This window comes from Serratia sp. BNK-4 (assembly GCF_048685115.1).
Classification (GTDB): domain Bacteria; phylum Pseudomonadota; class Gammaproteobacteria; order Enterobacterales; family Enterobacteriaceae; genus Serratia; species Serratia bockelmannii.
On the sequence record NZ_JBLQTM010000001.1, the window covers coordinates 1,454,178 to 1,477,841 of the forward strand.

Consider the following 23,664-nt stretch of genomic DNA (forward strand, 5'->3'; position numbering starts at 1 on the left):
CCTCAGGACGCCAGCGTGACAAGCCCCAGGGCTTGCGCGCAGGCTTCCAGCGAACGCTGCTGGGTTTGTTGATACAGCGCCAGCTCGTCGATCACCTCACTGCCCAACGCGTGTTCAAACGCTGCCCGGCTGGAAGCGGCGTTGTACTGCGCGTGGCGGCTGTCCCCCAGATTCGACTGGAAAATCCCCGCCGCGCTGACCGGCAGAAAATCTTCATACACCAGTGGCTGGAAGCGAACGTGTTCTTTCTCGATCAGTTGCTCCAGGGTGCTGTGCTTATCCAGCGATTCTTTGGCCGCCAGGCCGCATTCGGTCGGGAAATAGCGGAACCAGGCCAGCTGTTGCTCGCGCAGCGTGGCGTAATCATCCGGAAACGCCCGGAAGTTTTCTTCCAGCAGCTGATAATAGCGTTCGGCATTTTTCTCGCTCGGCGGCGCCTGCAGCGCATCGTTGGTGGCCTGCAGAAGACGATCGTAAAGTTCGCGTCCTTTCGTCGTCAGCGCCACACCACGCTGTTCGATCTCGCCGAACCGCGCGGTATGATGACCGGCGATAGCGTGGCCGTCGCGCTCAACGAAATCGACGCGTTCTTCTAACGCCTTGAAGCTGGTCTGGCGCAGCAGGATCGCGCGACGGCGGCGCGGCGGGCCCTCGATGACCGCTTTGGGCGTAATACCGCGGGCGGGCATCGCCTGTTGAACGCGATCGATATCCAGCGTGCGCGGTGTCAGATGATTGATATGCGGCCCTTTAAACGCCACCACGTCGGCGATCAGGCGATGCTGATCGTGTAGCTGCCGGTATTCTTCGGCGCTGACCGTCGCCTGGTTGTGCCAGCGGAAGGTTTCCAGCGCTTGTTCGACAAATTCTTGCGCCTGCACCTCATTCAGCCCGCCTTGCGCTTCCTGCAGCGCGATCAGTTCCAACGCGCGATCGGTAAAGATACGGCGGCGCGCCAGCAAGCGCTCAGCCAGCTCACGCAGCGCGGGGTCTTCTATCAGCTCCAGGCGAAGCAAGGAGGTAAATACGCGGAACGGACTGACCTGCAGCGCGTCTTCGTGTACGGCGCGAAAGGCGGTCGAGTGCACGGGAACGCCCGCCACAGACAGATCATAGTAACCGACCGGCGCCATGCCCATCACCCGGAACAGACGGCGCAGGGTGGCCAGTTCGCCAGCAGTGCCGACCCGGATCGCGCCGTGGCGCTCCATCGCGAGGCGTTCGATCTCGCCGGTGATTTGCAGTTGATGAGCCAGTGCGGCATCTTCGCGCAGAACCTGTCGGTTGGTTTCCGCCACCAGCTCCAGCAGATCGCCGTACAGCGGTACCTCCTTTTGGTACATGTCCGACATCGCGTGAGAGAATCTGGCGCGGATTTCATTAGGTGAAACGAACTGCTGGGCGGTCATGCGCATAGCTCCTTGATTCAGCATAATCTGAAAAATCGTGTTTTTAGCGGCAAAAGTGCTGGCGAAAAAGCCGTCTGCCTTGTTTTCCCCTCAAGTTTAGCCATCTGATTTGGGATTTGTTATAGACGTGGCAAGCATATTAGAGTTTTATGCGTTAGCTCTCATTTGTAGCGCACGGACGGGCAAACGATGCCCCGGTGAGGAGAAGAACGCGGTGGATCGGCCGCGGCGAGCGTTAAATTAAGTCATGTATATTCATGGGGATAAAAATAAATTCGGCGTATTTATGAATTAAAGGCAATAAACCTCTTGTGCATTCATCATTTTTATGAGTAAATGCAAGTCGGCCTGTAATCCAGACCTATTTATGTTCGAGTTTAGAGTTAAGCAGTTCCTCCAAAAACGTTATCATCCGATTCCGCTTCAAAGACGAACCTTCTAAGTACCTCCCATAAGTAATGTTTCTGACATGGCCACAATTGCCTCTTATGGCAGGTTTTGTAAATATATTTAAAGGTAAAAGTAATGTCTAAGAAGACGGGTCAAGTTAAGTGGTTCAACGAAAGCAAAGGTTTTGGTTTCATTGAGCAGCACGACGGCGGCAAAGATGTATTCGTACACTTCTCCGCTATCATGACCGACGGTTTCAAGACCCTGGCTGAAGGCCAGCGCGTCGAGTACACCATCCAGGACAGCCCGCGCGGGCCGGCTGCCGCTAACGTAGTTGCTCTGTAAGAAGACAGGGAACGCGTATAAGAGATCTTAATACAACCATGGTGATGCCTCAGCGCTGAATCATGCGGAAGATATTAAGTTCAACAAGCCCGCCTTCGTGCGGGTTTTTTAATTTTTTGCTCACGAGAGGTTTGTTACGAAAAACTTTAGGATGGGCTGGTAGCGTCCAGACAATATAAAAAATGACGTTGTCAAGGATGCTCAAGTAAAAGGATATAAGTTATGTTTAAAAATACTGTGTTAAAAATGGGCCGTGTGAAATGGTTTAATCAGGCCGAAGGCTATGGTTTTATTTCACCGGTAGATGGCAGCGACGAAATCTATGTCAATCGCAACGCTATCGCCAACACCAAAAATAAGTCGTTGAACGAAGGTCAGAACGTTGAGTTCTCGATCTATCGCAGCTCGCATGGGCTGTCCGCGGCAGACGTTATCGCGTTCTGATCGCACCCACCTTCCTCGCCAGTGCCGGTGTCGCCACCCGCAAGCACTGGCGAAGATAAATCCCGCGATATCCACTATTATCAGGCCATTGCCTACTCGCCACGGATATCAGGATGACCATCCCGACCCTTTCCCTTACCGCCGCTCGCGCGCTGCACCTTGCCGCCCAGGGGCTGCTTTCTCCGCTTAAACGCCAGGCTCGGCCCGATGACGTCTTGAGTGCGATCCAGCGCATGGGGTTGTTACAAATCGATACCATTAGCGTCGTTGCTCGCAGCCCGTATCTGGTGCTGTTCAGCCGTTTGGGAGCCTATCAGCCGGAGTGGCTTGAGCAGGCGCTCGCCGGCCGGAAGCTGTTCGAGTATTGGGCGCACGAGGCCTGTTTCCTGCCGATCGAAGATTTTGGCCTGCTGCGCCACCGCATGCTGGCGCCGCATGATATGGGCTGGAAATACTCCGCCGACTGGGTGCAGCAGCACCAGGCCGCGATGGACAACCTGCTGCGGCACATCGAACAACAGGGGCCGGTGCGCTCCGCCGATTTCAGCGCCGAGAAGAAGGGCAACAGCGGGTGGTGGGACTGGAAACCGGAGAAACGTCATCTGGAAATCCTGTTTACCGCCGGCAAGCTGATGGTGGCCGAACGTCGCAACTTCCACCGGGTTTACGATCTGACCGAAAGGCTGCTGCCGGCCTGGGACGATGCGCGCCATACGCTGCCTGTGGAGCAGGCGCGCCGGCAGATGCTGTGCCGCACCTGCCGCTATCTGGGCATTTTCCGCGCCGAGTGGTTGGCGGATTACTATCGGCTGAAGCGCGTGGCGCCAAAAGCCTTGCTGGCAGCGCTGCAGGAACAGGGCGAGATTACGCCGGTGCAGGTAGAGGGGCTGGAAGGACAATTCTATGTGCATGAATCACTGGCGGAATTGCTGCCGCTGGCGGAGCAGGGCAAACTCAAATCGACGGTCACCAGCCTGCTTTCGCCTTTTGACCCGGTGGTGTGGGATCGCCGTCGGGCGCTCGAGCTGTTCAACTTTGACTATCGGCTAGAGTGTTACACGCCGAAAGAAAAACGTCGCTATGGCTACTTCACCTTGCCGGTGCTGCATCGTGGCGAGCTGGTGGGGCGGATTGACGCCAAGGCGCACCGTCGCCAGGGCATCTTCGAGATCATCAGTTTCCATGCGGAGCCGCAGGTGCGCTTCGGCAAACAGCGAACGCAAGATATCCGACAGGCCATCGCGCGCACGGCCAAATGGCACGGTGCACAACGCGTCGCGCTGGGCGACATTCCGGCGGTGTTGGCCGCTGAATGGGGTGCCGGCTGGGAAGTGGGATAACGAGCGACGCCGTCGGTGGGGTAAAACGAAGTTAAGCGTCGCTCGTTACAAAGGGGCTCAGTGGCTGAAGTTAGCGAACAGAGCGATGATTTTATGCAGACGTTTGATCACGTATTACTACCTTTTTGTGATTTGTATCACAAAATTCTACGCCGGGATGCGCCGCAGTTCAAGCTGTTGCGCCGGCGCGGTGAGGAAATATCGGCGGGTTGGTGCCGCCGATGATTAACCTGAGGCCGGGCGTTATGCTATCCTCACTGCCTTTCCCAGATGACCAATCCCCTTGCGGAGGATGCATGGACCACCGTTTACTCGAAATCGTTGCCTGCCCGGTATGCAACGGCAAACTCTATTTCAATAAAGAAAACCAGGAGCTGGTGTGCAAAGCGGACGGGTTGGCTTACCCGCTGCGCGACGGCATCCCGGTGCTGTTGGAAAATGAAGCGCGTGCGCTGTCGCTGGACGAGAAGCACGCATGAGTTTTATCGCTATTATTCCCGCCCGCTACGCCTCAACCCGTTTGCCTGGCAAACCGCTGGCCGATATTCACGGTAAGCCGATGGTGGTGCACGTGATGGAGCGTGCCCGTGAGTCCGGCGCCAGCCGCGTCATCGTGGCGACCGATCACCTTGAGGTCGCCAAAGCGGTGGAAGCCGCCGGCGGCGAAGTGTGCATGACCAGCCCGGATCACCATTCCGGCACCGAGCGTCTGGCGGAAGTGATCGCGCACTACGGCTTTGCCGACGACCAGATCATCGTTAACGTGCAGGGCGACGAACCGCTGATCCCACCGGTGATCGTGCGTCAGGTCGCAGAGAATCTGGCGGGCAGCCAGGCCGGCATGGCGACGTTGGCAGTGCCGATCGAGAGCGCGGAAGAGGCTTTCAACCCCAACGCGGTGAAGGTCGTAATGGACGCACAGGGCTACGCACTCTATTTCTCACGCGCCACCATTCCGTGGGATCGCGAACGTTTCGCTGCGTCGAAAGAGAGCATCGGCGACAGCCTGCTGCGTCACATCGGCATCTATGCGTACCGTGCCGGTTTCGTGCGCCGCTACGTCAGCTGGGCGCCGAGCCAACTGGAACAGATCGAGCTGTTGGAACAGCTGCGCGTGCTGTGGTACGGTGAAAAAATCCACGTGGCGGTCGCGAAAGCGATCCCGAGCGTGGGGGTCGATACGCCGGAAGATCTCCAGCGCGTGCGCGACAGCATTCAACCCTGAGCCTGATTTCGTCGGCGCGGCGCGCAACGCGCCGACGATGTAATACCTCCCATATTGATCCCCGTTTTGTTGATCTGCGTTGAAGAATTTTTCCGCTCACCGTTCGATGATGTTACGCATCCCCCCATATTAGCCTGAGGTGAATGCCTTATGGAGCAGTTACGCGCAGAACTGAGCATTGTGCTGGGTGAGTCCATCAGCCGGCTGGAGCGGGTGAGCGAGCAGCCTTATGCGCATATGTATTCGCTGTACGATCGGCAGGGCAACGCCATCCCGCTGATGGCGAAAAGTTTTATCTGTCAGGGTATTGCCCAACAGGAGGCGTATAAGTTGTCGATGTTGGCGCGCGACGGGGATATTCGCCTGCCGACAGTGTACGGCGTGGTGTGTACCCACCAGGCGCCGTATACGGAAATCCTGCTGATCGAACGCCTGCGCGGCGTGTCGGCCGAAGCGCCAACGCGTTCGCCGGATCGCTGGAACATGTTGATGGAGCAGATCGTCGACGGGGTATTGGCCTGGCACCGCATCGACAGTCACGGCAGCGTCGGCAGCGTTGACAGCACGCAGGAGAACGACTGGTTTTGTTGGTATCAACAGCGGGTTGAAGTGCTGTGGGCGACGGTGGTCAATCTCACTACCCCGCAGCTGACCATGGCGGATCGGCGTTTGCTGTATCGCACGCGCGAAGCGCTGACTCATTTCTTCGTCGGCTTCGACGATCCCTGCGTCCTGGTGCACGGCAACCTGTCGCTGCGCAGTATGCTGAAAGATCCCAAAAGCGATCAACTGCTGGCGATGCTCAATCCCGGTGTGGTGCTGTGGGCGCCGCGCGAATACGATCTTTTCCGCCTTTGCGAGCCGGGCATGCCCAGCCAACTGCTGTTCAGCTATCTGCAGCGGGCGCCGGTCGCCGACGCTTTCCTTGCGCGGCGCTGGCTATACGTGGTGTGGGAAGCGGTAGGGCGTTTGATCCATACCGGCAAGCTGGAGCGGCGGCCGTTCGACTATGCGTCGCAACAGCTGCTGCCCTGGCTGGCCGGTTGAACGGGTTTTACTCGGCGCCGGCGCTATCCGCGCCTTTCAGCCACTGCCACAGGCTGCCCAGCGTTTCATACCAGGCACGTTCGGTATGGCCGAGGAACATCGACGACGGTGTGGCGCGATCCCAGATATTCAGCGGCGAGTCGATCGCCAACTGGTTGGCCGGTGCTGGGATCGGGTGCAGGCCTTTAGCCTTGAAGAAACGCATGGCACGCGGCAGATGGTTGGCGGAGGTTACCAGAATGAACGGTTGCTCGCCGACCAACTTGGCGACCTGAGCGGCTTCTTCCTCGGTATCGCGCGGTTCCCTCAAAATCACCATATCGCTGCGCGGCACGCCCAGGCTTTCGGCTACCAGCGCCGCCGTGGCGGCGTTGCTTTGCATGCGTCCGGCGGACGCGCCGGTAAATACCATCCTGGCGCCGGGATGCGCAAGGTAGAGCCGCACGCCTTCCGTCACGCGCGGCAGACTGTTGCCGAGCAGGTTCGAGCTAGGTGCCCAGTCGGGATTGTAGGTATAGCCCCCGCCCAACACCACGATGTAGCTGACCGGATCGTTGCCGCGATAAGTCTGGTATTCGGCTTCGATCGGCCGCAGCAGTCGGTCGGCCACCGGTTGCAGGCTGAAAAGCAGTAAAAACAGCCAGCTCAGCGTGAAAATCGTCTTACCGCTTTTTTGCCAACGGGTGAACCACAGCAGTAACAACGCCAGCCCCATCAGCAGCATCAACAGCGGTAGCGGCATCAGCAGGGCGCCAAAGAACTTTTTCAGGTTGAACAGCATCGAAAATCAGATCCTTTTGGGTGAAAAAGCGGCATCCAGGCATAAACAGGCCGCAAGAAGATACATTCTAAGCCAGTCTGTGCCAAAATAGCAGGTTTGAATGGGCGTGCGCTTTGCCGCCGCAAGAATGAGATCAGCGGAGCCGTTGTCCATGCAGGATCGCAATTTTGACGATATTGCTGAAAAATTTGCGCGTAATATTTACGGCACCACGAAAGGAAAAATCCGCCAGGCGGTGGTTTGGCAGGATCTGACCGGGCTGCTGGCGCAGTTGCCGCAGCGGCCGCTGCGCATCCTTGACGCCGGGGGCGGGGAAGGCCATATGGCCTGCCAACTGGCAGAATTAGGACATCAGGTGTTGTTGTGCGATCTTTCTGGTGAGATGATCCAGCGCGCCGCGCAGCTGGCGGAGCAGAAAGGTGTGAGCCAGAACATGCAATTCGTACAAAGTTCTGCGCAGGATATCGCTCAACATTTGGAACAGCCGGTTGATCTGATATTGTTTCATGCAGTGCTTGAATGGATCGCAGAACCCGAAGCGGCACTGCAGGCATTGTGCGACTGTCTGACGCCGGGTGGCGCGCTGTCGCTGATGTTCTTCAACGCTAACGGTCTCTTGATGCGTAACGTGGTGTTGGGTAACTTCCAACTGGTGGATCCCGAAGTCAGACGGCGCCGCAAGCGTTCGCTGTCGCCACAATATCCGCACGATCCGCTATTGGTCTACGGCTGGCTGGAACAGCTGGGCATGCGCATCAGCGGCAAAACCGGCGTGCGGGTGTTTCACGACTACCTGCAGAGCAGACAGCTGCAAACACAAAAATTTGAAGAGTTACTGGCGCTTGAACAGCACTATTGCCGGCAGGAGCCGTACGTGAGTTTGGGGCGCTATATTCACGTCATGGCGCATAAACCAAACCTGAAGGACGAACTATGAGTGAATTTTCCCAGACAGTACCCGAACTGGTCGCCTGGGCACGGAAAAATGATTTCTCTATTTCGCTCCCTACGGAGCGTCTCGCATTTCTGCTCGCTATCGCCACCCTGAATGGCGAACGGCTGGACGGCGAGATGAGCGAAGGTGAGCTGGTTGATGCATTTCGCCATGTCAGCAAGGGTTTTGAACAGACGCATGAAACGGTGGCGATGCGCGCCAACAATGCGATCAACGACATGGTGCGCCAGCGCCTGTTGAACCGCTTTACCAGCGAACTGGCGGACGGCAACGCGATTTACCGCCTGACGCCGCTGGGTATCGGCATTACCGATTACTATATTCGCCAACGCGAATTCTCCACGCTGCGCCTGTCGATGCAGCTGTCGATCGTGGCGCAGGAACTCAAACGCGCCGCCGATGCCGCCGACGAGGGCGGCGACGATTTCCATTGGCATCGCAACGTGTTCGCGCCATTGAAATATTCGGTGGCGGAAATCTTCGACAGCATCGACATGACGCAACGTGTGATGGACGAGCAGCAGCAGAGCGTGAAAAACGACATCGCGGCGCTGCTGAGCAAAGACTGGCGGGCGGCGATCTCCAGCTGCGAAATGCTGCTGTCGGAAACCTCGGGCACCCTGCGCGAACTGCAGGATACGCTGGATGCGGCGGGCGACAAGCTGCAGGCCAATCTGCTGCGCATCCAGGACGCAACCCTCGGCAACGTGGAGCTCGGCTTCGTCGACAAGCTGGTGTTCGATCTGCAGAGCAAGCTGGATCGCATCATCAGCTGGGGTCAGCAGGCGATCGACCTGTGGATCGGCTACGATCGCCACGTACATAAATTTATCCGTACCGCTATCGATATGGATAAAAACCGCGTGTTCGCCCAACGCTTGCGCCAGTCGGTGCAAACCTATTTCGACCACCCTTGGGCGCTGACCCATGCCAATGCCGATCGTCTGCTGGACATGCGCGACGAAGAACTGGCGCTGCGCAGCGAGGAAGTGACCGGGGAACTGCCGCCGGATCTGGAGTTCGAAGAGTTCAGCGAAATTCGCGAACAGCTGGCGGCGATGATCGAAGAGGCGCTGAAGGTGTACCAGGAACAGCAGATGCCGCTCAATCTTGCAGCGGTGATGCGCGATTACCTGGCGCAATATCCGCGTGCGCGTCATTTCGACGTGGCACGTTTAGTGGTCGACCAGGCAGTGCGCCTCGGTGTGGCTGAAGCAGATTTCTCAGGGTTGCCGGCGGAATGGCAGGCAATCAATGATTACGGAGCCAAGGTCCAGGCCCATGTCATCGACAAATATTGAACAAGTAATGCCAGTCAAGCTGGCCAAGGCGCTGTCCAACTCGCTGTTCCCGGCTCTGGATAGCCAACTGCGCGCGGGTCGTCACATCGGTATCGATGAGCTGGACAACCACGCCTTTTTAATGGATTTCCAGGATGAGCTGGAAGAATTTTACAACCGTTACAGCGTCGAGCTGATTCGGGCGCCGGAAGGTTTCTTCTATTTGCGCCCGCGCTCCACCACGCTGATCCCGCGTTCGGTGCTGTCCGAGCTGGATATGATGGTCGGCAAGATCTTGTGCTACCTGTATCTCAGCCCCGAGCGCCTGGCGCACGAAGGCATTTTCAGCCATCAGGAGCTGTACGACGAGCTGCTGAGCCTGGCGGATGAGAACAAGCTGCTGAAGTTCGTCAACCAGCGTTCCACCGGTTCGGATCTCGATCGGCAGAAGCTGCACGAGAAGGTGCGCACCTCGCTGAACCGCCTGCGCCGCCTCGGCATGGTCTATTTCATGGGCAATGACAGTAGCAAGTTCCGCATTACCGAGGCGGTGTTCCGCTTCGGCGCCGACGTGCGCAGCGGCGACGATCCGCGTGAAGCGCAGCTGCGCATGATTCGCGACGGCGAGGCGATGCCGGTTGAAACCAGCCTGTCGCTGAACGATGAGAATGACGCTGAGGATCAGCAGGTTGATAACGCTCCTGACGGTGCAGAGGATGAACAGGAATGATTGAACGCGGTAAATTTCGCTCGCTGACGCTGGTTAACTGGAACGGTTTCTTCGCCCGTACCTTTGATCTGGATGAGCTGGTGACCACGCTGTCCGGCGGTAACGGGGCGGGGAAGTCCACCACCATGGCGGCCTTCGTCACCGCACTGATCCCCGACCTGACGCTGCTGCACTTCCGTAACACCACCGAAGCGGGCGCCACCAGCGGTTCGCGCGACAAAGGCTTGCACGGCAAGCTGCGTGCCGGCGTGTGTTACTCCACCCTCGACGTCGTCAACTCGCGCCACCAGCGCGTGGTGGTCGGTGTGCGCCTGCAGCAGGTGGCAGGGCGCGATCGTAAGGTCGACATCAAACCTTTCACCATCCAGGGCCTGCCGACCGCGGTACAGCCGACCGAACTGCTGACCCAGACCGTAGGCGATCGACAGGCGCGCGTGCTGTCGCTGCAAGAGCTGAAAGAGCGCGTGGAAGAGATGGAGGGCGTGCAGTTCAAGCAGTTCAACTCCATCACCGATTACCACTCGCTGATGTTCGATCTGGGCGTGATCCCGAAACGCCTGCGTTCGTCCGCCGATCGCAGCAAATTCTACCGTCTGATTGAAGCGTCGCTGTACGGTGGTATCTCCAGCGCCATCACCCGCTCGCTGCGCGATTACCTGCTGCCGGAAAACAGCGGCGTGCGCAAGGCGTTCCAGGACATGGAAGCGGCGCTGCGCGAAAACCGCATGACGCTGGAAGCGATCCGCGTCACCCAGTCGGATCGCGACCTGTTCAAGCATTTGATCTCCGAGGCCACCTCCTATGTGGCGGCGGACTATATGCGCCACGCCAACGAACGCCGCATCCATCTGGACGGCGCGTTGGCGCTGCGCAGCGATCTGTTGGGCAGCCGCAAGCAACTGGCCGCCGAACAGTATCGCCATGTGGAAATGGCGCGCGAGCTGAGCGAACAGAGCGGCGCCGAATCCGATCTGGAAACCGATTACCAGGCCGCCAGCGACCACCTGAATCTGGTGCAGACGGCGATGCGTCAGCAGGAGAAGATCGAACGCTATGAAGCCGATCTGGAAGAGCTGACCTACCGTCTGGAAGAGCAGAACGAAGTGGTGGCCGAGGCGAGCGAGCAGCAGGCCGAAAACGAGGCGCGCGCCGAAGCGGCCGAGCTGGAAGTGGACGAACTGAAGAGCCAGTTGGCCGACTACCAGCAGGCGCTCGACGTGCAGCAGACCCGTGCCATTCAGTACCAACAGGCGCTGCAGGCATTGGAGCGCGCGCGCGCGCTGTGCCAACTGCCGAACCTGACCGCCGACAACGCCGAACAGTGGCTGGACACCTTCCAGGCCCGCGAGCAGGAAGCGACCGAAGCGTTGCTGATGCTGGAACAGAAGCTGAGCGTGGCCGACGCCGCACACGGCCAGTTCGAACAGGCCTATCAGCTGGTGGGTAAAATTGCCGGTCAGGTCAGCCGCAGCGAAGCCTGGCAGTGCGCGCGTGAATTGCTGCGCGACTGGCCTTCGCAGCAACACCTCGCCGAGCGCGTTCAGCCGCTGCGTTTGCGCCTGAGCGAACTGGAACAGCGCCTGCGCTCGCAGCAGGACGCCGAACGCCTGCTGAACGAATTTTGCAAACGCCATGGCCAAGAGTACCAGCCGGACGATCTCGACATGCTGCAACAGGAGCTGGAAGAGCGCCTGGAAGCGCTGTCGCAGAATGTCAGCGAAGCCGGTGAACGCCGTATGGAGATGCGCCAGGAACTGGAGCAGATCCAGCAGCGCATCCGTGAGCTGACGGCGCGTGCCCCGGTGTGGCTGGCGGCGCAGGACGCCCTGGGCCAGCTCAGCGATCAGAGCGGAGAGCCACTGGAAAACAGCCAGCAGGTGACCGAATACATGCAGCAGCTGCTGGAGCGCGAGCGGGAAACCACCGTCGAGCGCGACGAAGTGGCGGCCCGCAAACGTGAAGTGGAAGCGCAGATCGAACGTCTCAGCCAGCCGGGCGGCGCGGAAGATCAACGCCTGGTCACGCTGGCCGAACGTTTCGGCGGCGTGCTGCTGTCGGAAATTTACGATGATGTCACCATCGACGACGCGCCTTACTTCTCGGCGCTGTACGGCCCTTCGCGCCACGCCATCGTGGTGCCGGATCTGTCGCTGGTGCGCGAGATGCTGGAAGGGCTGGAAGATTGCCCGGAAGATCTTTACCTGATCGAAGGGGATCCGCAGTCGTTCGATGACAGCGTGTTCGCCGTCGAAGAGCAGGACAAAGCGGTGGTGGTGAAGATCGCCGATCGCCAGTGGCGTTATTCTCGTTATCCGGAAGTGCCGTTGTTCGGCCGCGCGGCGCGCGAAAACCGTCTGGAAGTGCTGCATGCCGAGCGTGAAACGCTGGCGGAGCGTTACGCCACGCTGTCGTTCGACGTGCAGAAAACCCAGCGTTCACACCAGGCCTTCAGCCGCTTTATCGGCACCCATCTGGCGGTGGCGTTCGACGCTGATCCGGAAGCGGAGATCCGCGGTTTGAGCGCCCGCCGTGGCGAAATCGAACGCGCGCTGAACAATCACGAAGCGCAGAACCAGCAGCAGCGTCAGCAGTACGATCAGGCCAAAGAGGGCATTTCCGCGCTCAACCGCCTGATGCCGCTGGTATCGTTGCTGAACGATGAAACGCTGCAGGATCGCGTCGACGAGATCCGCGAAGAGCTGGAAGAGGCGCAGGACGCCGCGCGTCATATTCAGCAGCACGGCGTGTCGCTGACCAAGCTGGAGCCGCTGCTGTCGGTGCTGCAGAGCGATCCGCAGCAGCATGAACAGCTGCAGCAGGACTACGCGCAGGCGCAAAGCGTGCAGCGCCAGGCCAAACAGCAGGCGTTCGCGCTGACGGAAGTGGTGCAGCGCCGCGCGCATTTCAGCTATACCGACTCCGCCGGCATGCAGAATGCCAACAACGATCTCAACGACAAGCTGCGTCAGCGCCTGGAGCAGGCGGAAGCCGAACGCGCCCGTGCCCGTGAACAGCTGCGTCAGTATCAAACCCAGTTCACCCAGTACAGCCAGGTGCTGGCCTCGCTGAAAAGTTCGTATGACGCCAAGCGCGACATGCTGAAAGAGCTGAGCCAGGAGCTGGTGGATATCGGCGTGCAGGCCGACGCCAACGCCGAAGCGCGTGCGCGCCAGCGCCGCGACGAGCTGCATACGGCGTTGAGCAACAACCGTGCTCGTCGCAATCAGTTGGAGAAACAGCTGACCTTCTGCGAAGCCGAAATGGATGGCCTGCAGAAGAAACTGCGCAAGCTGGAACGCGACTATCATCAGCTGCGCGAGCAGGTGGTGACCGCCAAGGCGGGCTGGTGCGCGGTGATGCGTCTGGTGAAAGACAATGGCGTGGAACGCCGCCTGCATCGCCGCGAGCTGGCGTATATGGATGGCGACGAGCTGCGTTCGATGTCGGATAAGGCGCTCGGTGCGCTGCGTCTGGCCGTGGCGGACAACGAACACCTGCGAGACGTGCTGCGCCTGTCGGAAGATCCGAAGCGGCCGGAGCGCAAGATTCAGTTCTATATCGCGGTGTACCAACACCTGCGCGAGCGTATCCGTCAGGACATCATTCGCACCGACGATCCGGTCGAGGCCATCGAGCAGATGGAGATCGAGCTGGGCCGTCTAACCGAAGAGCTGACCGCGCGCGAGCAGAAGCTGGCGATCAGTTCGAAAAGCGTGGCCAACATCATTCGCAAAACCATTCAGCGCGAACAGAACCGTATTCGCATGCTGAACCAGGGGCTGCAGGCCGTTTCCTTCGGCCAGGTGAAGAGCGTGCGCCTGAACGTCAATGTGCGAGAAGCGCACGCCACCCTGTTGGACGTGCTCTCTGAGCAACAGGAACAACATCAGGATCTGTTTAACAGTAACCGCCTGACCTTCTCCGAAGCGTTGGCCAAGCTTTACCAGCGCCTGAATCCGCAGATCGACATGGGGCAGCGCACGCCACAGACCATCGGCGAGGAGTTGCTGGACTACCGCAACTATCTGGAGATGGAAGTGGAAGTGTACCGTGGCTCCGACGGCTGGCTGCGTGCGGAAAGCGGCGCGTTGTCGACCGGTGAAGCCATCGGTACCGGGATGTCAATTCTGGTGATGGTGGTACAGAGCTGGGAAGAAGAGTCCCGCCGTCTGCGCGGCAAAGACATCTCGCCGTGTCGCCTGCTGTTCCTCGATGAAGCGGCGCGTCTGGATGCCAAGTCGATCGCCACGCTGTTCGAACTGTGCGACCGTCTGGAGATGCAGCTCATCATCGCGGCGCCGGAAAACATCAGTCCAGAGAAGGGCACCACCTATAAACTGGTGCGTAAGGTGTTCCAGAACCACGAGCATGTGCACGTGGTGGGGCTGCGCGGTTTTGCCGGCGAGCCGCCGGCGCTGGGTACTGCGTCGGTTGAAACGCAGTAAGGCAGAAAAACGCCCTAAAAATCCGAAAATAGCCGCCGTAGGGTGGCTATTTTTTTGTACGCGTGGATGATAGTCCTGCTTTTTTATCCGTTGAAAAGCGGTTAGTTTAATCAGATAAACAGTAATTCGACGCCCGCAGGGCGAAACGGCCTTTCTGTTTGTATACTGAAACTATATGCAGTTTTTGACGTTTTTTTTGTGAGCATACAGGGGGCAAGGGATGTTGCTTAAAAAGGGAAACTCTCTACGACGTTTGGCGCTGAGTGGCGCTATCGCCTGTAGTCTTGTGTCGTCGTTTTCCGCATCGGCCACCGTAGCGGCGTTACCAGTGGCATCAGCAGGCATGTCCGTTGCGCAGAGCCGTTCTGAACTGCTGGCTGCGTTGCCGCGCGGCATGGATTTGCACTACCTGTCCACGCTGGCGCCGCTGTATGCGGCGAACCATATGCAGCCGATGTGGCAGGATCGCGAAGCCGTTCAGCAGTTTCAGCAGCAGCTGGCCGAGCTGGCGATGTCCGGCGTGCAGCCGCAGTTCACCCAGTGGGTGAAGATGTTGACCGATCCGGCGCTCAATGAAGTGGGCCGCGATGTGGTGTTGTCCGATGCGATGCTGGGCTATTTGCAGTTCGTGTCCGCGATCGGCGCCAACGGCAACAACTGGCTGTACAGCAATATTCCCTACAAGCTTGGCTTGCCGCCCACCGCAGTGATTAATCAGTGGCAGCTGGCGGTGCGCCAGGCGCGTACCCTGAGCTACGTGAATTCGCTCGCGCCGCAACATCCGCAATACGCCAAGATGCATCAGGCGCTGCGCGACTTGCTGGCGGACAATCGCCCTTGGCCCCAGGTGGGCAGTGGCCCGAGCCTGCGCCCAGGCCAAATGAGCAATGATATCCCGGCGCTGCGTGAGATCCTGACGCGCACCGGTATGCTGGCCACCTCGGCGCCGGAAGCGGAAGCGGAACCGGCGGTGGTCTCGGCGAAGAGCAATGAGCCCGACGACGGCGGGCTGACGGTAGACGAAGAGAAAAGCCGCGTGACGGTCAGCCCATCGGCGGCGCCGGTGACGGAGCTGACCGCGGAACAGACGCCGCCGCAGATCGGCAGCGTGGTGAGCGACAATCTCTATACCGACGAGCTGGCGGAGGGCGTCAAGCGCTTCCAGAAATGGCAGGGGCTGACGGCGGACGGCGTGATCGGCGTGCGCACTCGCGAGTGGCTCAACGTGTCACCGAAAACCCGTGCCGCGCTGTTGGCGTTGAATATCCAACGTCTGCGAATTTTACCGGGGCATGTCGGCACCGGCATTATGGTGAACATTCCCAATTACTCGCTGACCTACTATCAGAACGGCAACGAAGTGTTGTCCTCCCGCGTTATCGTCGGGCGGCCGAGCCGCAAGACGCCGCTGATGAGCAGCGCGTTGAACAACGTGGTGGTCAACCCGCCTTGGAACGTGCCGACCACGTTGGTGCGTGAGGATATCGTGCCGAAGGCGATGCGCGACGGTAACTATTTCCAGAAACACGGCTATACCGTGCTGTCGGGCTGGAGCAACGATGCAGAAGTGATCAACCCGTCTATGATCGACTGGAGCATGGTCTCTGCGCGTAACTTCCCGTATCGCGTCCGTCAGGCGCCGGGAGCGACCAACTCGCTGGGGCGCTTCAAGTTCAATATGCCGAGCTCGGACGCTATCTATTTGCACGATACCCCGAACCACAGCCTGTTCCAGAAAGACATCCGCGCGCTCAGCTCCGGCTGCGTGAGGGTGAACAAGGCGTCCGATTTGGCGAATATGCTGCTGCAGGACGCCGGCTGGAACAACAGCCGCGTGTCTTCCACGCTGAAAGAGGGGAATACCACTTATGTGAATATTCGCCAACGTATTCCCGTAAAACTGTATTATCTGACCGCCTGGGTTTCGGATGACGGCCAACCGCAATTCCGTACAGATATTTACAATTATGATAATACGGTGCGATCGGGCGCACAAATTTTGGCTCAGGCCAAAAAATTAATGCAGTAAATGCAGTAATTATAAATAAATAACGGTCAGAATGTTTGGCTATACCGCGGGCCCCCGTAGCCGGGGGCCTGTAAACCTAGGCGTATCGCGGGTTGACTCAGCATACGCAGGCGGTTATGGTTCGGACAGTGCGCTGCTTTGTGCATTTATTTTGACATTCTTGCCGGGTTTAACAGAGTCATGGACAAAATTGATCATCACCGCCGTAAATGGCTGGCGCTAGGTGGCGCTGCTATGGGCATAGCGCTGCTTCCAGGGCAGGCGTTTGCCAGTCTTTCCACCGCTCGACCGCGTATTTTAGTGCTGAATAACCTGAATACCGGTGAATCTATTAAAGCCGAGTTCTTTGACGGCAAAGGTTACAATAAAGAAGAGTTGGTGCGGTTAAATCATCTGTTCCGCGATTATCGCGCCAACAAGGTTAAATCGATCGATCCCCGCTTGTTTGATCACCTTTATCGTCTGCAGGGGCTGCTGGGCACCAGCAAGCCGGTGCAGCTGATCTCCGGATACCGTTCCGTAGATACCAACAACGAATTGCGCGCACACAGCCGCGGCGTGGCCAAGCACAGCTACCACACCAAGGGCCAGGCGATGGATTTCCATATCGAAGGTATCCAATTGAGTAATATCCGTAAAGCGGCGTTAAAAATGCGCGCCGGTGGTGTAGGATATTACCCACGTAGCAACTTCGTACACATCGATACCGGCCCGGTTCGGACCTGGTAACCGCTGTGCCGTCAGTGAATAACGCCGCCCCTTGCGGAAGCGGCGTTATTGTCGTTGGAGCCTTATGAAATACCATCTTATTCCCGTTACCGCTTTTAGCCAGAACTGCAGCCTGATTTGGTGTGAAAACACGCAGCAAGCGGCGTTGGTCGATCCCGGCGGTGAAGCGGAAAAAATCAAAGCGGAAGTCGCGCAGCAGGGGGTGATGATCACTCAGATCTTGCTGACTCACGGCCATTTGGATCATGTTGGTGCGGCGGCGGAGCTGGCGGACCATTATCAGGTGCCGATTTACGGCCCGGATAAAGAAGACGCTTTTTGGCTGGATGGTTTGCCGGCGCAGAGCCGGATGTTCGGGCTGGAAGAGTGTGCGCCGCTGACGCCGACTCGCTGGCTGTCAGAAGGTGATGAGATGCAGGTGGGCGAAATGACGCTCAAGGTGCTGCACTGCCCCGGGCATACGCCGGGCCACATCGTCTTTATCAATGAGCAAGCGCGTTTGGCGCTGGTGGGCGACGTGCTGTTTAACGGTGGCGTAGGGCGCAGCGACTTCCCGCGCGGTGACCATCAGGCGCTGATCGCCTCTATTCGCACCAAGCTGCTGCCATTGGGCGACGATATGCGCTTTATTCCTGGCCACGGCCCGATGTCGACCTTTGGCCACGAGCGCCAGACCAACCCGTTCCTGCGCGAAGAGCCGGCAGTGTGGTAGCGATTATTTCCCGGCAGAAATAATCAAGGGCGCATAGAGCGCCCTTTTTTTATGATTTATGACCTGTGTCGATGCATTTAGAGCACGGCGACGATGGCTTCACACAGCGGTGCCATGTTGTCCGGCGTCATGCCGGCCACGTTCACCCGGCCTGAGTTCACGGCGTAGACGCCAAACTCTTCGCGCAGACGCAGCACCTGTTCTTTGGTCAGACCGCTGAAGGAGAACATGCCATTCTGCTGGATGATGAAGCTGAAGTCCTGTTGGGCGCCTTTTTCCTGCAGGGTGTTCACGAACAGCTGACGCATGCGGTGAATGCGCTGGCGCATGTCGGTCAGCTCCTGCTCCCACATCGCGCGCAGCGCATCGTTACCCAAAATGGTGGCGACAACGGCGGCGCCGTGTGACGGCGGGTTGGAGTAGTTGGCGCGAATAGCCGCTTTTACCTGGCTGAAGGCGCGATCGGCGGTTTCGGCATCGGCAGCTACAATGGTGCAAGCGCCGACGCGCTCATTGTACAGACCGAAGTTTTTTGAGTAGGAGCTGGCGACAATCAGCTCTTGATGTTTGGCGGCGAAAATACGCAGGCCCTGCGCATCCTCTTCCAGACCCTTGGCGAAGCCCTGGTAGGCGAAGTCGAACAGAGGCAGCCAGCCATTGGCCACGGAAAGCTCAGCCAGCTGTGCCCACTGTTCCGCCGTTGGATCGATACCGGTCGGGTTATGGCAGCAGCCGTGAAACAGCACCACATCACCGGCCTGGGCCTGTTTCAGGCTGTTCAGCAGGCCGTCGAAATCCAATGCGTGGTTGGCGGCGTCGTAGTAGGCGTACTCCAGGACTTCCAGGCCCACGGCGCTAAAGACGTTCTTGTGGTTCGGCCAGCTTGGGTTGCTGATCCAGATGCGCTTGGCGCTGGTCTGGTTGGCGATAAAGTCTGCCGCCACGCGCAGGCCACCGGTGCCACCTGGCGTCTGTGCGGTACGTGCGCGACGATCGGCGACGATCGGGCTCTCTTTACCGAACAGCAGCACTTGCGTGCAGCTGGCAAACGCCGGGATGCCTTCAATGCCGAGATAGTTTTTGGTGGTCTCATTTTCCAGCAGATACTGTTCAGCTTTCTTTACGCTGGTTAACACCGGGGTTTTACCGGTTTCGTCTTTATAAACGCCAATCCCTAAATTGATTTTATTCGGGCGGGCGTCGGCGCGGAAAATGTCGGTCAGGCCCAGGATCGGGTCGGCAGGTGCGGCGGTGATTTTTTCAAACATGTCAGGTGCTTCCAAATCTCGGAGTTAAGCAGACAGAAGCATCAGGGTAGCGCCAGTTATCGGCTTTGCCAACCGTTTGCGATAAAAACACCGCGATCTTGTGAACGGGAAGGATTCGACAGAAAAAATGATGGGGAAGGGGAAATCTGCAGGATAAAACGTTACCGGAAGACACAAATAAAAACAGGGCCGAAGCCCTGTTTTTTAACTTAGCCGACGGTAAACCGCCGTTAAGCGAGACAACTTAGAACTGGTACACCAGACCAACAGCTACGATATCGTCGGTAGCGGTGCCGGTTGCTTTGGTGAACTCGTTGTCATCCAGCAGGTTGATTTTGTAATCAACGTAGGTGGACATGTTTTTGTTGAAGTAGTAAGTGGTACCAACAGAAACATATTTAACCAGATCTTGGTCAGAACCTACGCCTGGGACGTTCAGGTTTTTACCTTTAGACTGCAGGTAAGACACTTCTGGACGCAGACCGAAGTCGAACTGGTACTGAGCAGTCACTTCGAAGTTCTGAGTTTTGCTCGCGAAGCCACCGCACTTGTCATCGGTAGCTGCACAGCCTGGACCGAAGTTACCGCCGCCGAACGGGGTCATGTTACGGGTTTCTGCGTACATCGCCGCCAGGTAAACGTTGTTGGCGTCGTATTTCGCACCCACGGTCCATGCATCAGCCTTGTCGCCACGCTCGTTGGAACGCAGTTTCTGATCGTCGGTACGGTTGGAGGAAGCGTATGCAGCGCCGAAGCTTACGCCTTCGCCGATGTCATAAGTAGAGGAGATACCCCAGCCGTCGCCGTTTTGTTTCTTGACGTTACGACCGTCGTTCTGGTTTTTGCCCTGGTATTGCAGAGCGAAGTTCAGACCGTCAACCAGACCGAAGAAGTTGTTGTTACGATAGGTCGCAACGCCGTTGGTACGGCCGGTCATGAAGTTGTCGGTGTAGGTGTAGGTGTCGCCACCGAACTCTGGCAGCATATCGGTCCAGCCTTCCACGTCGTACAGTACGCCGTAGTTACGGCCGTAGTCGAAGGAGCCGTAGTCAGCGAATTTCAGACCGGCGAAGCCCAGACGGGTTTTGGTGCCTTCGGTGCCCTGAGATTCGGAGTGGTTAGCCTGGACGTTGTATTCCCACTGGCCGTAACCGGTCAGTTGGTCAGTAATCTGAGTTTCACCTTTGAAGCCGAAACGAACATAGGTCTGATCGCCGTCGTTACCTTTGTCGTCGGAGAAGTAGTGCAGACCGTCAACTTTGCCGTACAGATCCAGCTTGTTGCCGTCTTTGTTGTAGATTTCAGCTGCGTTTGCTGCACCAGCAGCCAACAGAGCCGGGATAACCACTGCAAGAATGTTGCGCTTCATCATTATTACCCTCATTGGTGTTATTCGGACACCTTTGCCACTGCCGCCAATAATTCTTTGGGAACTATTGTTGATAGATTGGTGTCGTCCTGTGTCTGAACGCAGTGTTCCATTCACAGGCGGGTTAATCTAGGACGAAAATGATACCAATGTCCCAATCAGGTTGCAAAAGGAAAGTATGTGTAACCAAATGTAATTTTTCGGGAACTTTGTGACGTGCGTCAATATTAAAAAATGCGAAAGGCCAGCGAGGCTGGCCTTTGTTTTGTAACGAAATCGTTTAAAAAACGAGTGATCGTATAAATTAGAAGCTTGCGTTACGTGGCGTGCGTGGGAATGGAATCACATCGCGCACGTTTTGCACGCCGGTGACATAGGCGATTAAACGTTCAAAGCCCAGGCCGAAACCGGAATGCGGCACGGTGCCGTAGCGGCGCAGATCGCGATACCACCAGTAGTCTTCTTTATTCAGACCCATCTCTTCCAGACGCTGATCGAGCACGTCGAGGCGTTCTTCACGCTGCGAGCCGCCGATGATTTCGCCGATGCCGGGTGCCAGCACGTCCATGGCCGCAACGGTTTTGCCGTCTTCGTTCATGCGCATATAGAACGCTTTGATGTCTTTCGGGTAGTTTTTCACCACCACCGGCGCTTGGAAGTGTTTCTCAGCCAGGTAACGTTCATGTTCGGAAGAGAGATCGATACCCCAGGAAACCGGGTTTTCGAAGGTTTGGCCCGAGGCCAGCAGGATCTCAATGGCGTCGGTGTAGTCCACCTGGGCGAAATCGGAAGAAACGAAACGCTCCAGACGAGCGATAGCGTCTTTATCCACGCGCTCGGCGAAGAATTTCAGATCGTCGGCGCGTTCATCCAGCACCGCCTGGAACACATACTTCAGCATGCTTTCGGCCAGGCCGGCAACGTCGTCCAGCGTCGCGAAGGCCACTTCCGGCTCGATCATCCAGAATTCCGCCAGGTGGCGGCTGGTGTTGGAGTTTTCGGCGCGGAAGGTTGGGCCGAAGGTGTAAACCTTCGACAGCGCGCAAGCGTAGGTTTCGCCGTTCAGCTGGCCGGAAACGGTAAGGAAGGCTTCCTTACCGAAGAAGTCTTCGCTGAAGTCGACGGCGCCCTTGTCGGTGCGCGGCAGGTTTTCCAGGTCCAGCGTGGACACGCGGAACATCTCGCCGGCGCCTTCGGTATCGGAGGCGGTGATCAGCGGGGTGGACACCCAGAAATAGCCATTTTCATGGAAGAAGCGGTGAATCGCCTGCGCCAGCGTATGACGCACGCGCGCCACGGCGCCGATCAGGTTGGTACGCGGGCGCAGGTGAGCCACTTCGCGCAGGTATTCGATGCTGTGACGTTTGGCCGCCATCGGGTAAGTGTCCGGATCGTCGACCCAGCCGACCACTTTGATCGCGGTAGCCTGCAGTTCGAAGCTCTGGCCTTCGCCCGGTGAAGCGACGACTTTGCCGGTGACTTCAACCGAACAACCGGTAGTCAGATGCAGCACTTCATCCTGATAATTCGGCAGAGAATTATTAACGACGGCCTGTAACGGATCAAAGCAGGAACCGTCATAGACGGCCAGGAAGGAGATACCAGCTTTTGAATCTCTCCGGGTACGTACCCAGCCGCGTACGGTGACTTCACTGTCAACCGCAGCACGACCTTGCAGTACGTCGACTACAGGCACTACGCTCATAGATTTCTCTCTTTAATAATTTGGTTTAGAAATAGCTTACAACCCAAGAATATGGGGGTAATGGCTATGTTACTTGCCGCGGTGCAGAGCACAAGCAGAAATCATCGGATTGGCGCAACATTTATTGCGGCTGACTGAAAAGAGGGCGGTCGGGATAAAAACAAAAAAGCCGGCGCGTGAACCAGGCCGGCTTTCTTTCTATATAGAGGCGGTTCAGCTGGCTTTCTTCACCAGCGGCAGATCGAAGGCTTTGCGCAGGGCCCTGACGAAGGCCTGGTCCTGGCAGATGGTCTTGCCGGGGCTGTCGGAGAGTTTAGCCACCGGCTTGCCTTTGCATTCGACCAGCTTGATCACGATATTCAATGGCTTAACGCCCGGAATATCGCAGGTCAGGCGCGTGCCGATACCGAAGCTGAGATTGATGCGCTGATAGAAGTGGCGATAGAGCGCCAGCGCTTTTTCCAGATCCAGGTTGTCCGAGAACACCAGCGTTTTGCTCATCGGATCGATGCCCAGTTTCTGATAGTGGGCAATGGCTTTCTCACCCCACTCGACGGGATCGCCAGAATCGTGGCGCAGACCCTGATAACGCTCGGCGAACTGCGGGCCGAAGTCGCGCAGGAAGGCATCCATGGTAATGCAGTCGGTGAGCGCGATGCCGAGCTGATCCGGGTATTCATCCAGCCAGGCCTGCAATGCGGCGCGCTGGCTGTTGGCCAGCACCGGGCTTATCTGCTGATGCGCCTGGAACCATTCATGCGCCTGCGTGCCGACCGGCGCCAGGCCGAGCTGATGAGCCAGATCGTAATTGCTGGTGCCCGACAGGTACGGGAATTCGGCCTGCAAGGTGCTGACGATGGCCTGCTGCACGCCCTGAGAGAAACGGCGACGGGTACCGAAGTCCATCAGCTTGAAGCGCGAAAGGTCGAGATCGCCCGCCAGCGCCTTGAACTGCGCCAGCTTAGTTTGCAGATGCGCCACCGCCTGTTCCGGCGTCGCCAGCGGCGAGCGCCGGCGGTGCACCACTTCACTGATCACCGCCAGCAACGGCACTTCCCACATGATCACTTCACGCCAGGGGCCGGCGATGCGGATGTGCAGTTTGCCGTCGCGGTTGTCGATGGTGACCTGCTGCGGATCGTAGCGGAACGTGCGCAGCCAGTTCAGGTAATCCTGACGGAAGAAGGGCAGACCCGAAAGATAAGCGAATTCGGCGTCGGTCAGCGCCAGCCGGCTCATCAGCGCCACCTGCGCGCGGATCTCGTCGGCATATTCGCCCAACAGTTCGTCGCCGCGGCAGCGGAATTCCGCCGCCACGCTGATCGCGGGATAGCGATGGAACACTGCTTGCTGCATATGAAGCTTATAAGCATCGGTATCAAGCAGTGATGTCAAAATCGGGGAAGCGTATTGAGTCATAGCGCGTTACAGCATCCTCGTCAGGCGCGTGTCCAAATCCGG

At 57.9% G+C, this 23,664-nt stretch carries 19 protein-coding genes; 13 read left to right on the forward strand and 6 right to left on the reverse strand.

Translation table 11 applies throughout. The features are described from left to right. Window positions 1-2 precede the first annotated feature (2 nt). Window positions 3-1,409, reverse strand: coding sequence for a VOC family protein (locus ACMGGW_RS06970; protein ID WP_089180741.1), 1,407 nt, complete (start codon window positions 1,407-1,409; stop codon window positions 3-5). A gap of 525 nt (window positions 1,410-1,934) precedes the next feature. Between ACMGGW_RS06970 and cspE the strand changes: the two genes are divergently transcribed. From cspE to ACMGGW_RS07000, 6 genes are all read left to right on the forward strand, one after another. Continuing rightward, on the forward strand, window positions 1,935-2,144 hold the full coding sequence (gene cspE, locus ACMGGW_RS06975; RefSeq protein ID WP_004928244.1) for a cold shock domain-containing protein: 210 nt from the start codon (window positions 1,935-1,937) through the stop codon (window positions 2,142-2,144). Window positions 2,145-2,366: 222 nt separating this feature from the next. Further along, complete coding sequence (locus ACMGGW_RS06980) at window positions 2,367-2,588, forward strand: cold-shock protein (protein ID WP_004928241.1); 222 nt, start codon at window positions 2,367-2,369, stop codon at window positions 2,586-2,588. A 113-nt stretch (window positions 2,589-2,701) separates the two neighbouring features. Next, the gene (locus tag ACMGGW_RS06985) at window positions 2,702-3,928 is read left to right on the forward strand and encodes a winged helix-turn-helix domain-containing protein (protein ID WP_025302282.1); all 1,227 of its coding nucleotides are present in this window, start codon (window positions 2,702-2,704) and stop codon (window positions 3,926-3,928) included. 296 nt (window positions 3,929-4,224) lie between these two features. Further along, entirely contained in the window at window positions 4,225-4,407 is a 183-nt protein-coding gene (locus tag ACMGGW_RS06990; RefSeq protein WP_004928237.1) for a Trm112 family protein, read from the forward strand. After that, window positions 4,404-5,153: a 3-deoxy-manno-octulosonate cytidylyltransferase gene (kdsB, locus tag ACMGGW_RS06995; protein ID WP_025302283.1), complete on the forward strand. Its 750-nt coding sequence runs from the start codon at window positions 4,404-4,406 to the stop codon at window positions 5,151-5,153. Before ACMGGW_RS06990 ends, kdsB begins: the two co-directional genes overlap by 4 nt. Before the next feature lie 150 nt (window positions 5,154-5,303). Beyond that, window positions 5,304-6,200, forward strand: a complete 897-nt coding sequence (locus tag ACMGGW_RS07000) for a YcbJ family phosphotransferase (RefSeq protein ID WP_025302284.1) — start codon at window positions 5,304-5,306, stop codon at window positions 6,198-6,200. Between the two features lie 7 nt (window positions 6,201-6,207). Here the strand turns inward: ACMGGW_RS07000 and elyC are convergent, their stop codons facing one another. Next, on the reverse strand, window positions 6,208-6,981 hold the full coding sequence (elyC, locus tag ACMGGW_RS07005) for an envelope biogenesis factor ElyC (RefSeq protein WP_025302285.1): 774 nt from the start codon (window positions 6,979-6,981) through the stop codon (window positions 6,208-6,210). Window positions 6,982-7,132: 151 nt separating this feature from the next. Here elyC and cmoM point away from each other — a divergent pair, with 151 nt between their 5' ends. From cmoM to ACMGGW_RS07040, 7 genes are all read left to right on the forward strand, one after another. Continuing rightward, window positions 7,133-7,918 (forward strand): tRNA uridine 5-oxyacetic acid(34) methyltransferase CmoM, encoded by a 786-nt coding sequence (gene cmoM, locus ACMGGW_RS07010; protein ID WP_025302286.1) that lies wholly within the window; start codon window positions 7,133-7,135, stop codon window positions 7,916-7,918. Then, window positions 7,915-9,237 carry a chromosome partition protein MukF gene (mukF, locus tag ACMGGW_RS07015; protein WP_004928228.1) on the forward strand — a complete coding sequence of 441 codons (1,323 nt, stop codon included), beginning with the start codon at window positions 7,915-7,917 and terminating at the stop codon, window positions 9,235-9,237. Before cmoM ends, mukF begins: the two co-directional genes overlap by 4 nt. Continuing rightward, window positions 9,218-9,946, forward strand: coding sequence for a chromosome partition protein MukE (mukE, locus tag ACMGGW_RS07020; protein ID WP_004928226.1), 729 nt, complete (start codon window positions 9,218-9,220; stop codon window positions 9,944-9,946). The genes mukF and mukE overlap by 20 nt, the downstream gene beginning before the upstream one ends. Beyond that, the gene (gene mukB / locus ACMGGW_RS07025; RefSeq protein WP_025302287.1) at window positions 9,943-14,391 is read left to right on the forward strand and encodes a chromosome partition protein MukB; all 4,449 of its coding nucleotides are present in this window, start codon (window positions 9,943-9,945) and stop codon (window positions 14,389-14,391) included. The genes mukE and mukB overlap by 4 nt, the downstream gene beginning before the upstream one ends. 220 nt (window positions 14,392-14,611) lie before the next feature. Beyond that, window positions 14,612-16,420 (forward strand): L,D-transpeptidase, encoded by a 1,809-nt coding sequence (gene ldtD, locus ACMGGW_RS07030; RefSeq protein WP_025302288.1) that lies wholly within the window; start codon window positions 14,612-14,614, stop codon window positions 16,418-16,420. 180 nt (window positions 16,421-16,600) lie between these two features. Continuing rightward, window positions 16,601-17,149, forward strand: a complete 549-nt coding sequence (locus ACMGGW_RS07035; protein WP_025302289.1) for a YcbK family protein — start codon at window positions 16,601-16,603, stop codon at window positions 17,147-17,149. A gap of 64 nt (window positions 17,150-17,213) precedes the next feature. Continuing rightward, window positions 17,214-17,861 (forward strand): MBL fold metallo-hydrolase, encoded by a 648-nt coding sequence (locus ACMGGW_RS07040; RefSeq protein ID WP_025302290.1) that lies wholly within the window; start codon window positions 17,214-17,216, stop codon window positions 17,859-17,861. Between the two features lie 77 nt (window positions 17,862-17,938). Here the strand turns inward: ACMGGW_RS07040 and ACMGGW_RS07045 are convergent, their stop codons facing one another. The 4 genes from ACMGGW_RS07045 to pncB form a co-directional block, all read right to left on the reverse strand. Then, window positions 17,939-19,129 (reverse strand): amino acid aminotransferase, encoded by a 1,191-nt coding sequence (locus ACMGGW_RS07045; protein WP_049204255.1) that lies wholly within the window; start codon window positions 19,127-19,129, stop codon window positions 17,939-17,941. 244 nt (window positions 19,130-19,373) lie between these two features. Next, complete coding sequence (gene ompC, locus ACMGGW_RS07050) at window positions 19,374-20,501, reverse strand: porin OmpC (protein ID WP_025302292.1); 1,128 nt, start codon at window positions 20,499-20,501, stop codon at window positions 19,374-19,376. A gap of 301 nt (window positions 20,502-20,802) precedes the next feature. Further along, window positions 20,803-22,203: an asparagine--tRNA ligase gene (gene asnS / locus ACMGGW_RS07055; RefSeq protein WP_004928205.1), complete on the reverse strand. Its 1,401-nt coding sequence runs from the start codon at window positions 22,201-22,203 to the stop codon at window positions 20,803-20,805. A 213-nt stretch (window positions 22,204-22,416) separates the two neighbouring features. Next, window positions 22,417-23,622, reverse strand: coding sequence for a nicotinate phosphoribosyltransferase (pncB, locus tag ACMGGW_RS07060; protein ID WP_043137639.1), 1,206 nt, complete (start codon window positions 23,620-23,622; stop codon window positions 22,417-22,419). Window positions 23,623-23,664 lie beyond the last annotated feature (42 nt).

Excerpts from the sequence above, each read along its gene's own strand:
- ACMGGW_RS06970 (WP_089180741.1), bottom strand. The coding sequence starts at position 1,409 with ATGACCGCCCAGCAGTTCGTTTCACCTAATGAAATCCGCGCCAGATTC.
- cspE (WP_004928244.1), top strand. The coding sequence starts at position 1,935 with ATGTCTAAGAAGACGGGTCAAGTTAAGTGGTTCAACGAAAGCAAAGGT.
- ACMGGW_RS06980 (WP_004928241.1), top strand. The coding sequence starts at position 2,367 with ATGTTTAAAAATACTGTGTTAAAAATGGGCCGTGTGAAATGGTTTAAT.
- ACMGGW_RS06985 (WP_025302282.1), top strand. The coding sequence starts at position 2,702 with ATGACCATCCCGACCCTTTCCCTTACCGCCGCTCGCGCGCTGCACCTT.
- ACMGGW_RS06990 (WP_004928237.1), top strand. The coding sequence starts at position 4,225 with ATGGACCACCGTTTACTCGAAATCGTTGCCTGCCCGGTATGCAACGGC.
- kdsB (WP_025302283.1), top strand. The coding sequence starts at position 4,404 with ATGAGTTTTATCGCTATTATTCCCGCCCGCTACGCCTCAACCCGTTTG.
- ACMGGW_RS07000 (WP_025302284.1), top strand. The coding sequence starts at position 5,304 with ATGGAGCAGTTACGCGCAGAACTGAGCATTGTGCTGGGTGAGTCCATC.
- elyC (WP_025302285.1), bottom strand. The coding sequence starts at position 6,981 with ATGCTGTTCAACCTGAAAAAGTTCTTTGGCGCCCTGCTGATGCCGCTA.
- cmoM (WP_025302286.1), top strand. The coding sequence starts at position 7,133 with ATGCAGGATCGCAATTTTGACGATATTGCTGAAAAATTTGCGCGTAAT.
- mukF (WP_004928228.1), top strand. The coding sequence starts at position 7,915 with ATGAGTGAATTTTCCCAGACAGTACCCGAACTGGTCGCCTGGGCACGG.
- mukE (WP_004928226.1), top strand. The coding sequence starts at position 9,218 with ATGTCATCGACAAATATTGAACAAGTAATGCCAGTCAAGCTGGCCAAG.
- mukB (WP_025302287.1), top strand. The coding sequence starts at position 9,943 with ATGATTGAACGCGGTAAATTTCGCTCGCTGACGCTGGTTAACTGGAAC.
- ldtD (WP_025302288.1), top strand. The coding sequence starts at position 14,612 with ATGTTGCTTAAAAAGGGAAACTCTCTACGACGTTTGGCGCTGAGTGGC.
- ACMGGW_RS07035 (WP_025302289.1), top strand. The coding sequence starts at position 16,601 with ATGGACAAAATTGATCATCACCGCCGTAAATGGCTGGCGCTAGGTGGC.
- ACMGGW_RS07040 (WP_025302290.1), top strand. The coding sequence starts at position 17,214 with ATGAAATACCATCTTATTCCCGTTACCGCTTTTAGCCAGAACTGCAGC.
- ACMGGW_RS07045 (WP_049204255.1), bottom strand. The coding sequence starts at position 19,129 with ATGTTTGAAAAAATCACCGCCGCACCTGCCGACCCGATCCTGGGCCTG.
- ompC (WP_025302292.1), bottom strand. The coding sequence starts at position 20,501 with ATGATGAAGCGCAACATTCTTGCAGTGGTTATCCCGGCTCTGTTGGCT.
- asnS (WP_004928205.1), bottom strand. The coding sequence starts at position 22,203 with ATGAGCGTAGTGCCTGTAGTCGACGTACTGCAAGGTCGTGCTGCGGTT.
- pncB (WP_043137639.1), bottom strand. The coding sequence starts at position 23,622 with ATGACTCAATACGCTTCCCCGATTTTGACATCACTGCTTGATACCGAT.